At 39.6% G+C, this 11760-nt stretch carries 9 protein-coding genes; 7 read left to right on the top strand and 2 right to left on the bottom strand.

Annotation, left to right across the window (positions count from 1 at the left end; translation table 11 throughout):
- Window positions 1–418: 418 nt before the first annotated feature.
- From ACYVRH_RS11910 to gyrB, 7 genes are all read left to right on the top strand, one after another.
- Window positions 419–1540: a CsgG/HfaB family protein gene (locus tag ACYVRH_RS11910; RefSeq protein ID WP_461257134.1), complete on the top strand. Its 1122-nt coding sequence runs from the start codon at window positions 419–421 to the stop codon at window positions 1538–1540.
- Window positions 1541–1629: 89 nt separating this feature from the next.
- Window positions 1630–2100 carry a hypothetical protein gene (locus ACYVRH_RS11915; protein ID WP_461257135.1) on the top strand — a complete coding sequence of 157 codons (471 nt, stop codon included), beginning with the start codon at window positions 1630–1632 and terminating at the stop codon, window positions 2098–2100.
- Between the two features lie 136 nt (window positions 2101–2236).
- Window positions 2237–3367, top strand: a complete 1131-nt coding sequence (locus ACYVRH_RS11920; RefSeq protein ID WP_461257136.1) for a C40 family peptidase — start codon at window positions 2237–2239, stop codon at window positions 3365–3367.
- A gap of 25 nt (window positions 3368–3392) precedes the next feature.
- Window positions 3393–4901, top strand: coding sequence for an MFS transporter (locus ACYVRH_RS11925; protein ID WP_461257137.1), 1509 nt, complete (start codon window positions 3393–3395; stop codon window positions 4899–4901).
- Window positions 4874–7282 (top strand): N-6 DNA methylase, encoded by a 2409-nt coding sequence (locus ACYVRH_RS11930; protein WP_461257138.1) that lies wholly within the window; start codon window positions 4874–4876, stop codon window positions 7280–7282. Before ACYVRH_RS11925 ends, ACYVRH_RS11930 begins: the two co-directional genes overlap by 28 nt.
- A gap of 6 nt (window positions 7283–7288) precedes the next feature.
- Window positions 7289–7894, top strand: coding sequence for a hypothetical protein (locus tag ACYVRH_RS11935; RefSeq protein ID WP_461257139.1), 606 nt, complete (start codon window positions 7289–7291; stop codon window positions 7892–7894).
- 93 nt (window positions 7895–7987) lie between these two features.
- Complete coding sequence (gyrB, locus tag ACYVRH_RS11940; protein WP_461257140.1) at window positions 7988–9940, top strand: DNA topoisomerase (ATP-hydrolyzing) subunit B; 1953 nt, start codon at window positions 7988–7990, stop codon at window positions 9938–9940.
- A 7-nt stretch (window positions 9941–9947) separates the two neighbouring features.
- On the opposite strand, the gene ACYVRH_RS11945 is transcribed toward gyrB, so the two are convergent.
- Both ACYVRH_RS11945 and ACYVRH_RS11950 read right to left on the bottom strand, forming a co-directional pair.
- A complete protein-coding gene (locus ACYVRH_RS11945; protein ID WP_461257141.1) occupies window positions 9948–11207 on the bottom strand; it encodes a hypothetical protein in 1260 nt (419 codons plus the stop codon).
- On the bottom strand, window positions 11204–11760 hold a 557-nt coding region (locus tag ACYVRH_RS11950), incomplete at its 5' end, for an outer membrane lipoprotein-sorting protein (protein ID WP_461257142.1). The genes ACYVRH_RS11945 and ACYVRH_RS11950, both read right to left, overlap by 4 nt.

Genomic DNA, 11760 nt, shown 5'->3' on the forward strand with positions numbered 1-11760 from the left:
ACCAGAACAGGTGGCAAGTTCCGGCGGCATGATAACGCTGGACCAGGCGCTTAAAGACGCATCCACCCGAATTGACGAACGGGTTGCGGCAAAGACAAAAATTGCCCCGCTCAATTTCAACTCACCCTCTAAATAACCGCTTTAAACAATTATACGGCTTTTTATCCATATTTACGCTTATTACAGGTATGCTCATATACCTTTTGTTCAGAAATTTAAATAATATGTTGCTTTTTACGCGGGTACCAAAACCCGTATTTTTAAATGAAAAATTAGCGCAATTACAAACGTCAATATTTTCGGACATTCTGCTGTACAACATATCCGGCACGTTTTACTGGCTTGATTTATTTTTCTTGAATATAGGCGCTTTCGTTGAAGGCTTACTGTATAAAAAATTTATTTTAAGGAGATTAGCATGAAGAAAAAATGGACATCGCACATCATTGCGGTAGGGGCTTTGGTTGTTTTTGTTGCACTTGGGTTGGCTTGCGCATCGAAACCAGAACAGGTGGCAAGTTCCGGCGGCATGATAACGCTGGACCAGGCGCTTAAAGACGCATCCACCCGAATTGACGAACGGGTTGCGGCAAAGACAAAAATTGCCCCGCTCAATTTCAACTCACCCCACGACAAATTTTCCAGCTATGTGCTGGACGAAGTAACGGCAAACCTCGTGGACAGCGGGAAACTTACCGTTGTAGACCGAAAGGAAGTTGAGCTTATCCGGGGCGAATTTAATTTTCAGCTTTCCGGCGAAGTGGGGGACGATTCCATGCAACAGTTGGGGCGTATGCTTGGGGCGCAGTCGATTATATCCGGTTCACTTACCGACATGGGAGGGTTTTACCGGATTGTGATCCGCGTGTTGAACGTGCAAAACGCCTCGGTGGAAGTGCAGTACCGGGCAAATATCACAAGCGACAATGTAATGGCGGCCCTGCTTACCGGCGGGAAAACGGCGGTGGCGGCAAGCGCCACGCAACGGACTCCGGCTTCTTCCACTGCACAAGCGCCTGCGGCGATTCCCGTGCAAACTACGCCCGCGCCTGCCCCAAAAACCTACAATATTGGCGACAAGGGTCCGGCGGGGGGTATTATATTCTACGACAAGTTCAGCACAGCCGGCGGATGGCGCTATCTGGAAGCCGCTCCTAAAGAGACCGAACAAAAGTTTCCATGGGGCGATATTGGTCTGGATGGAACCAGCGCAGCCTTGGGAGACGGCAAGAGAAACACCGAACTTATCGTGAGAAAATTACAGGAAAAGAAAATTGGAGGAGCCGCACAGTATTGCGACGACCTTGAGTATGGCGGCTATACGGACTGGTTCCTGCCAAGCAGAGATGAACTTAACCTTATGTACCAGAACCTTAAGGAAATGAAGTTGGGCGATTTCAGAAATGATATTTACTTGAGCTCGTTACAGTCAGGTTTTCAGGGGTGGTACTGTTTGGGACAGAATTTTAGGGATGGTTCTCAGAATGATAGCACCGAAAAGAAAACAAGTTTTTGGGTACGCGCGGTGCGGGCTTTTTAAGATAGCATCGGTATTTAACATCTAATGCGCCGTTGGCGCAATATAATTATAATGTACCGGCTTGTGGCGGAATATAGAAGGAGAATATTATGTTAAAAGACAGGAAAAATTGTTCTTTGGTTGGCATGGTGGCAATTCTGGCATTTACTGTTGCACTTATCGCTTGTAGTGACGGTAATGACAATGATAGCGATAAAACTTTAACCTACAAAGGAACAAGCGGCAGTTATGAATGGGTACTAAAAATTACAGGAGATACCTATGAATTAACCAAAGGTGTGGGATTTGGTACAAGTACAGGCGATGTAATTAATAAACAGGGATCAACGTATTATTTAAAACCATCTGTTACGGCGACTGCGTTTACAGCAACAGTATCGTCTGCTGGTTTGGTAGAATTGTTAGGTACTATTACATGGTATGCAGGCGGTCAACCAGATCCTTTACCGGGGCAGTTGATCCCTAGTGGCGGAACTGGTGGTAATGGAGGCGGAGGCGGTAATACTCCCGTTTCTCCTTCTATCCCTGAAACTTCCTCCAATGACAATGACGTATCATAAAAAAAGTATGGTGTAAAGGCAACGTACACGCACTGATAATCTGACACCACTTTTCGATAGAGTACCCTGCCTTGCAGGGTACTCTATCATTACATTAGTTATCCAGTGTAGCCTAATAACAGCCGATAATATAATAATGAAAGTTCTCTTTTCGTCACTATTCCTTCTCATCTCAATCAATCTTTTTGCCGCGCCGCTTGAAAGTGGGTATGCCCTTGCGCCTAAAGTGACAGCCTCGCCGGAAGAGAAAGCAAGGGCTTATTATGAAGCGCGGCAAAAAGTGATTGAAGCGTCAAAAAAGTATGAGGGTAGTCCTTATCGTTACGGCGGGATGACCGCTAAAGGGCTTGATTGTTCGGGCTTTATCTGCCTTAGTTTCCAAGACGCGCTGGGTGTCGCCCTGCCACGGTCGGCATCCGGGCTTTATTCTTGGGCGGAGAGAACAACTTTTGATAAAGCGCAGCCCGGCGATTTATTATTTTTTAAGACTGATAAATCGGGCAATATAACTCATGTCGGTCTGTACCTTGGGGAACGCCGATTTATCCACGCGGCTTCTAATGGGGATAATACGGGGGTAATTTATTCAAGCCTTAATGAAAAATACTTGGCTAATACTTACGCCGGCGCAGGCCGTGCTTTCCCTGAAACACAGTCAAATTTAATGATTGATAATACCTCAATGGCGGGGAATTCAGGCGCAGACAAAAAGGGAAACAAACAAATCGATACAAACAAACCGTCTGCTTCTAATTCGGGAAGCGACGAGACCCGTCTTTTGGCGGGTATTGCGTTTGCGCCAATTTTGAATGGTTTTGTTGAAGATGGAAACGTGCTTCGCGGCTTTACTTCTCAATTGAGTTTTAGTATAGATACCTATTCATTTGGACAGCGAGCGGTTTTTGGCTTTGAGTTAAGACCGGAATATGACAGCGCCCTAGGAGTTTTTCGCCTGCCAATAACATTATCAGTGGGGCCTGATTATAGAATAAGGGTCTTTGCCGGTCCCGTGTTCAGTTTTGGGGACGCAACTCTTGTCGTTGACGGTAGTCAGCGCCATTATTCCGGTGGAACAAGTTGGTTTGGAACTATGGGAGTAACCGCCGCGCCTTTCATTATCAAGACCGGAAAAACCGAGATTGCCCCTTACATTGAAGCAGCTTGGCAGTCTTATTTTAGTGATAATAGCGACTTCGATATAATATCTGATTTTTATGCGGGCTTCCATTTATCTACAGGAATCAGGTGGTTGATCAATTTTTATTAATCTCAATTTGTGATATAATCTTTTTATGAAAAACAAATTAAACTCAAATCTGCTTGTAAGTAAGATATGTTACGCCAGCGGTGATATTTACGGCGGTGGCGCGTTTATGATCTTCAGCCTGCTGTTCATGAATTTTTTGGTACTGGTAGAAGGTCTGCCTGTTGTCGCGACTACAATAATTATTTTTATCGGAAAGTTATGGGATGCTGTAACAGACCCGATTGTCGGAAGAATATCCGATAAAACGCGATCAAGATTCGGGCGGCGAAGGTTATATTTTTTGATAGGAATAATACCGGTCTATTTGTCATTTGTCATGCTTTTTTATTCATTTGGCATTGAAGGCGTAACGGCTAAAATTATTTATTATACATTTGCCTATATGTTTTTTGGGACGGCGTTTACCATCGTTATGATTCCATATAACGCCATTCTGTCGGACATGACATCGGATTACAACGAGCGTACAAGTTTTACCATGTTTAGGATGATTTTTTCCGGAGCTGCGTCGCTTCTATCCGCTGTCATACCCAGCATAATAATTAAGTCGATAGGCGGGGGACATATCTCGCCGAAGCAGATACCCGGCTACCTTGTCATGGCTCTTATATTCGGCGCTCTCTTTGCGTTAAGTTGGCTTATTACTTTTCTTGGAACAAGGGAAAAGAAAGACCTGCCCGAGCCTGAAAAAATCACGCTCAAGTACTGGCTGTCTGTTTTTCAAAACAAAGCCTACAAAAATTTTTTAGGTATATTTCTTTCTTTTCAAATCGCCGTCGATTTAGTGCTTGCGCTTTTTATTTTCTATATTGACATAGTTGTCCTAAAATATAAAAATTACGAACTTGTTGTCGGCCTGCTTCTTACCTGCTCAATGCTTCTGATGACTGTAATGGGCGCGATTGCAAAGAAAAAAGGCAAAGCGTTTCCCCTGTTAATCGGCATCCCCGTATGGATAGTTTCAACGCTTAGTTTTATCTGGCTTGATTCAAACGTCCATGTCGTAACACTTTGCGTTCTTGCCGTACTGATAGCCATAGGCACTTCTTCCGGCCAACTTTCAACATGGTCAATGCTAACAGACATTTATGACATTGACGAAATACGCACCGGCCTCCGGCGCGAAGGCATTTACAGCGGCGTAACAACTTTCCTTCGCAAGTTTGCCAGCGGCGTCGCCGTTCTTCTAATGGGATTCGGCCTTCAAGCTCTAGGCTTTGATCAGAACAAATACTCAGTCTTAAAAGCCAGCACGGATAATTTCAACCCCGCTTCTTATGCGCAGAGTAATGTAGTATTAGGCATAAAGTGGATGTTTGTTATCATACCTTTTACGCTTCTGACAATTTGCCTCATCTTTACACTCAAGAACAAAATCAACAAGCGCCGCTTCGATGCGGTGTTAAAGGGTATTGAAGAATTCAAAGCCCACGGTAACATTGATAAGCTGAGCGAACAGGAGACGGCGGATGTGTTGATTGCAACTGGGGTGGGGAAAGATAAGTTGTGGGAACAAATAAACGCACCCCGTTAAGGGGTGTGGATGAAAAAAACGGGGGGGAGGGAATGCTGGAAGAAAAAACGATAGAAAGCAAGGAATATTGGCAAAGGCAATTTGGGTTATACCCTATGCTAATGAAACCTGTTATTTGTAAGAATAAATTTCTTATGCTTAATGGTGGAAATAAAGATTTTTGCTTACAGACTGATTATATAAATAATAATATAGATGAAAAAAATATTTTTTTTTCTGAATCATGGTCAACCAATACCAAAAACTTTCTTGTAATTAATCATGATAACGTCTGTGTTTATAATTGGATAAACAATAAAAAAGATGATTATACGTTGAAGAGGGTCGAAGAAAATCCAAACAATTTTTATGAGTATTTATTTTCAAAATCCTATAAGTCACAAAATGACGTTGTTCCATATATTATAAGTATTTTTCGCGAATTGCGAAATTTAACCGGAAAAAAAGAACCTGTAGAGGCTTTAAACTTGTTATTCAAACTTTTAATAAGCATAGAAGACGATTATACAAAAATTAATTCCTCCAAATGGGAAATTGCTGATAGCGTAGTACCATCTAATTTTGACTATTATGTTGAACGTGTTAAACAAGGGGTAAATTCTATTTCTCCTGATAGAGATTTATTATTACGCCATGTATCAGGGATTTTATTTCAAGAAGCTCATAAAGAGGTTATTTATTTTGATTCTCAAATGGATTTATTTGGCGGATTTTCTGATAAACTTAAAGTTAAAGAAGATTTTTATTCAAGCGTACAGTATACTCCTCAATATTTAGCAAGGTCAATCGTTGAAAATTGTATGAAACAAATAGATTTGCAACATAAAAAAAGTATTAAAATTTTTGATCCGGCTTGCGGTTCGTCCGAATTCTTAATTGAAACTCTAAAACAATTAAAAAACATAAACTATCAAGGGCAAGTTAAGATAATAGGTTGGGATACTTCATCAAGCGCCATTTGTACTTCAAAATTTTTATTAAAATACGAACAACAAACTCAATGGGCCGATAATAATATGGAATTTGAAATTAAACAAGTTACAGATTCTTTAACTGAACGATGGGATAATGATTATGATTTAATCGTTATGAATCCACCATTCGTTTCATGGGAATTATTGAAAAATAAAGATAATAGGGATGCTATATCAAATGTATTAGGCTCAATAATTGAAGGAAGACCTAATCAAGCGTCTGCTTTTTTCTATAAAGCGGCAAAATCACTACAAACAGATGGAATACTTGGCTGTATTTTACCATATACAATATTTACTTCCGACTCTTATCTAAAATTAAGGAAAGAAATAAAAGAAGAACTATCTCTGAATTTATTAGCTAAACTGGGGAACTATGTTTTTGAAAGCGTATTGACCGATGTAAGCTTTTTCATTGGAAAAAAGACGCTTTCTCCAATTTTACCTAAGTTGATATGGAGTAAGAACGAGAAGGGAATAATATCGGAAGCTTTGCTTGATTTAAGAAAAATGGAATTTGCTAACCAAATAGCAATTGATGAAAAAGAATTTAATATTTATACCCCCTCTCGTTTTCCTATTGTATTTGATACATGGAAAATTATTTCAATCAAAGAAGATAGATTTTTAAATGATGTCAAACGATTTGTTTTGGATGAACAACTAACTACAATCTCTGAAATGTTTTCTGTCAAACAAGGTATTAGAACGGGTAATAATCAAGCATTCATTCTTTCTTGTAAAGAATACAATGAAATCCCTAAACCTGAAAGAAAATTTTACAGAAAAGTAATCAATAATGATTCTATAAAAAATGGAGTTCTTGAGTTAATAAATTATATTTGGTACCCTTACGATTTGGATGGCATGATTATAAGCAGTGAAATAGATTTTAAAAAAACAGCGCCATTTTCATATAAAAGATTTTTACCATATAAAAATTCCTTATCAAAGGATAGGGCAAGAAAAAATATCAATACATGGTGGCATTTAAGTGAACATAGAGCATGGTTACGAAAAAACGATATAAGACTTTATTCTACGGAATTTGGTAAATCCGATTCGTTTGCCATTGATAAAACAGGAAAATTTGTTGTTGAACGTGGATATGCATGGATACCTAAAAAAACATTTGTTATTGACGATTATTATTATTATTTATCAGTATTTTCAAGTGATATTTTTGATTTTTTATTATCAATTTATTCAAAACAAATTCAAGCAGGATATTATCTTGGACAAGCATATACTAAAAATATTCCTATACCTAATATTTTTTTGCACGATGAACGAGAATCAGAGCGTTATTTTAGACTCGTTGAATTGGGAAGAGAATTGGAAAGTGGAAATCTTTTTGTGAAACATGCAATTAAAGATGTCGTAAAAACTTATTACCCTAATATTTGAAAAATTATGAATCCAGAAAAGCTTATTAATTGTATTAATAAAAAATGTAAAAAAAGTGTTAATCCTGCCTTTAATTTATCAATCTGTGATAATAATTATTGTTATTATCATTTTACTATTGATGGAACATCTTATGCTGTAAATAGAGATGAATTAGTGAAAGTTTTAAAATGGTTTGATAAATTTTGGTTATTTATTGAAATAAAATTTATAAAAGTTGATATAAAAAAAGAACCACAAATAAAAATTTCATTGTCTGTTTTTCAAGGAAATGATTCCGATAGTAAAAAAAAACAATTATTTAGGGCGGAATGGGATGATTATGATAATCCCGAAGAAAAACACGCTCAACCGCATTGGCATATAACTTCAAGTCAAGCGATTGAAAGTATTTTTGAAGAACATGCAAATATTTTCAATGAGTCAGAATTTTTAAAAGAATTAAGAAAAGAAAAGCAAAAAACACTTTATGTTAAGAATATTCATTTTGCAATGAATGGCGATTGGCAAAATAGCAAAGGTTATATTCATAAAATAGAAGATGAGCAACAAGTTGTAAACTGGTTACAAGGAATGTTAAGCTATTTAAGGACAGAATTAGAAAATTTATAAATTGTCTATCTTTTTTTATTTTATGGAAATTGTATTAAAAGGTTTTTCATTGTACGTATTTACTCTATCCCCAAAAATCTGTATACTAATTAAATGAATGAGACAAATGGCTATTCTGCGCAAAATATTACCGTTTTAAAAGGATTGGAGGCGGTTCGCAAGCGTCCGGGAATGTACATCGGGACGACGGGCATTGACGGCCTTCATCACCTGGTTTTTGAGGTTGTAGATAACTCTGTAGACGAGGCGTTACAGGGCTTTTGTACCAATATTCTTGTTGTTTTGGAAGGAAACGATATAGTCAGGGTCGAGGACAATGGCCGAGGCATCCCTGTCGATATTCACCCTACCGAGCATGTCAGCGCACTGGAACTGGTAATGACAAAACTGCACGCCGGCGGTAAATTTGATAAAAAATCGTACAAGGTTTCCGGCGGCTTGCACGGGGTCGGCGTTTCTGTCGTGAACGCGCTTTCCGAGTGGTGCGAAGCCTATGTTCATCTTGACGGAAAAGTCTACATGCAACGTTATAAAATCGGGGTGGCAGAAAGTCCCGCCAAGGAAATTCAACCCACTGGGCTTCCCTATTCATATTCGCCAAGCCGTAAAGGCACGGTTGTCCGCTGGAAAGCCGATACCTCGGTTTTTGAGACTACTACCTATAATTTTGACGCTCTTTCAAACCGTCTGCGGGAACTGGCGTTTTTAAACAAAGGCTTAAAAATCACTATCCGTGACGAGCGGCTATCCACGCCCAAAGTCCACGATTTTATGTTTGAAGGCGGCGTAAAAAGTTTTGTCGAATATTTGAACGAAAATAAAACCGTACTTTACAATGAGCCTGTTTATCTTGACGGCACCCGTGATGACGGCTTTGGCGGTCAGGTTGAAGTAGAGACGGCTATCCAGTACAATGACGGCTTTAACGAAATAATGTTTTCGTTTGTAAACGATATTAACACACGCGAGGGCGGCACTCATCTTGTTGGGTTTAAATCCGCGCTTACCCGCACTTTGAACGAATTTCTTAAAAAGTCCAAACACGCCAAAAAGTTAGACGAAACTCTATCCGGTGACGACGTGCGCGAAGGACTGACAGCGGTACTGTCGGTAAAAGTGCCAAACCCGCAATTTGAGGGGCAGACGAAGGGGAAACTAGGCAACTCGGAAGTAAAGGGCATAGTTGAGTCCCTTGTAAACGAACAACTGGAGCTTTTCTTTGACCAACACCCCGACGTTATTAATAACATACTTGAAAAGTCAGTGTTAGCCGCAAAGGCGCGTATTGCCGCCCGTCAGGCAAGAGACGCTACCCGCAGAAAAAACGCGATGGACAGCGCGGGTTTGCCGGGGAAACTTGCCGACTGCTCCGAAAAAGACCCTACAAAGTGCGAACTTTTTATCGTAGAGGGCGACTCCGCTGGCGGCTCCGCTAAAGGCGGCAGAGACCGCCGCACTCAGGCGATACTTCCGCTGTGGGGCAAAATGTTAAATGTAGAAAAACAGCGTATCGAGAAAGTAATTACAAACGACAAATTACAGCCCGTCATCGCAAGCATTGGCGCCGGTTGCGGCAATGAGTTTGATGTTTCTAAAATCCGTTATCATAAAATTATCATCATGGCGGATGCCGACGTTGACGGCTCACATATCCGCACATTGCTTTTAACGTTCTTTTACCGTTATATGACTCCTCTTATTGAGCAGGGTCATGTCTACCTTGCAATGCCGCCGCTTTACAAAGTAAGTTACGATAAGAAATCTTTCTACGCTTACGATGACGCGGAAAAAGACCGTATTCTTAACGAATCGGGAAAAGATGCGGAAAAAGTTTCGGTTCAGCGGTATAAGGGGTTAGGTGAAATGAATCCCGATCAGTTGTGTGACACGACGATGGATCCGAACAAGCGCAATATTATTCAGGTGCATTTGGACGATGTTCCCGAAGCGGAAAGAATTTTTACCACGCTGATGGGCGAAGTTGTTGGTCCGCGCCGTGAGTTTATCGAGGAAAACGCGCTGTTGGTCAGTAATTTGGACATATAGAGCAAGTCTAATGTTTGAATTGCATATTTCCTGTCATTTTAACAAATAGAATTACGCAAAAAGGAATAGTGACGCCTTTATTGTCCGTTGTATAGGCGTTTTTATAGTAATAACCTTCTTTAGAACCCAGAGTCATTGGCACTGCCAAGTAAAATTCGATGTGTGACAATGGGGTAATTTTAAAACCAGGTATCAACTGCATTGAATCTTCAAAAGGCGCGTAACACATTTGCGTAAATAAACTGGGATTGGTTTTTCCACCGAACTTGTAGTTTAGATTAAATGCAATATTTAATTTTTCTTTAAAAAGAATTACGTCAGCGTCTGCAATATATGTTTCCGGAGTGTAAATCCATGATTTTTCTTCCGCATTGTAGAATACTTCCCCATTTATGCTGAATTTATTGTTAAATAATTCTTTTGTAAAACCAAAACTAGCGGCACCGCTTATATCAAATGGATCATTTTTAATAGCGATAAGCCCTTCGCTGTACAACTCTGTTTTCCAAAGGGTGGTTTTTATTGACAGAAAAGCCCTAAGAGGCATACCTTCCTGCCAATATAAGCCCGTGTCAAAATCCACCCATTTTAAGGCAAGATTATATTTACCGCCATAACCAAAATCTTTTAGCTTTGGAAGCTCAGGTTCATTGCCCATCAGATTATATCTTGTTAAGGTAAGGAATTGAAAGCCGCCAATACCTGTGGGTATGTCGGTCTTAAAGATAAAAGAGTCTCCATTATAACTGCCATCAGGAACACGAGCTAATAAATTTGTAAAAGTAAAATTTGAAGCAAGGCCCCAGGAATGGCTGTACTTTCCTCCGCGCATGAAAACTATATCATTAATATTATAATCAAAAAAAAAGTCTCCAAGCTTTATGTAAAAATTTGGTATCTCAAAACTAAGTACGGTTAAAATTCTGAGAGAGTCATCAATTTGAGCGTCAGCGGTTAATGAACTGTTTAATTTAATATAACGATCCAGATATAAACCATGATCTTCTTCAGGAGGCCAGGGAAGTTCATGCCATCCGGGAGCGATGCCTGCTAGAAATTCATAGGCTGCGTTAAATGTAATCCCTTTTTGTTTTATCAATTTATTGACTGTAACCGCAGGTTTATTGTTCTCCGGTTCTTTTTTCGGAGATTCTTGCGCAGACTCGTTAAAAATGTCATCTATATCCCAATCCAGCGTATTTTTTTCCTGAGCCGAAAGAACCGCAAAAAACAGTATTCCTATGAATGCAAATAAAAGCCTTTTCATTTGTTAACTGTTTCCAAAAAAGTTTTTGAAAAAACAGAATCCGCCACTTTGTTAAATGAAGGTCTTGAAATTGAAATTTGAGTTTTTTCATTAACAAATTTTCCGTTAATAACCATCCCCTGAAGAGCGTCTACAAATAAAATCTGTTTGGGAACATAATGTCCGCTAATCAGGTAATAATCGGGAATTGCCGACGTCCTAAGCAGTTGTCCGGAAAGGCTATAATCCTCAGTTTTGCGTAACAAACCGTCTTCGCTGATCCACACTTTCATTTTTGGGTATGTTACGTCTTTGGTAACGGCTTCAAGCGTCAGAAGCCGGCAGTTAAAACGCCCTAATGTTACGTCTTCTCCGGCTGTCACTTTATAATCTTCGGACAGGGTAGATCGAGTAAAATCAGAATTTCTGGCATTGGAATTCTGAAAACGCTCGGCGTTACTTGTAGTATTAAAAAAGCGGCTTTCCGGATCGTAAAACCACAAGGTTTTTCCTTGCTTCAGGTATCCCTGTCCTTTGCTTATTAATGGCTCTATTACCACAATTACATAAGTTT

The sequence above is a fragment of the Treponema sp. R80B11-R83G3 genome, assembly GCF_054786115.1.

Bases quoted from the DNA above. Each gene is read 5' to 3' on its own strand.
- ACYVRH_RS11910 (WP_461257134.1), top strand. From the start codon at position 419: ATGAAGAAAAAATGGACATCGCACATCATTGCGGTAGGGGCTTTGGTT.
- ACYVRH_RS11915 (WP_461257135.1), top strand. From the start codon at position 1,630: ATGTTAAAAGACAGGAAAAATTGTTCTTTGGTTGGCATGGTGGCAATT.
- ACYVRH_RS11920 (WP_461257136.1), top strand. From the start codon at position 2,237: ATGAAAGTTCTCTTTTCGTCACTATTCCTTCTCATCTCAATCAATCTT.
- ACYVRH_RS11925 (WP_461257137.1), top strand. From the start codon at position 3,393: ATGAAAAACAAATTAAACTCAAATCTGCTTGTAAGTAAGATATGTTAC.
- ACYVRH_RS11935 (WP_461257139.1), top strand. From the start codon at position 7,289: ATGAATCCAGAAAAGCTTATTAATTGTATTAATAAAAAATGTAAAAAA.
- gyrB (WP_461257140.1), top strand. From the start codon at position 7,988: ATGAATGAGACAAATGGCTATTCTGCGCAAAATATTACCGTTTTAAAA.
- ACYVRH_RS11945 (WP_461257141.1), bottom strand. From the start codon at position 11,207: ATGAAAAGGCTTTTATTTGCATTCATAGGAATACTGTTTTTTGCGGTT.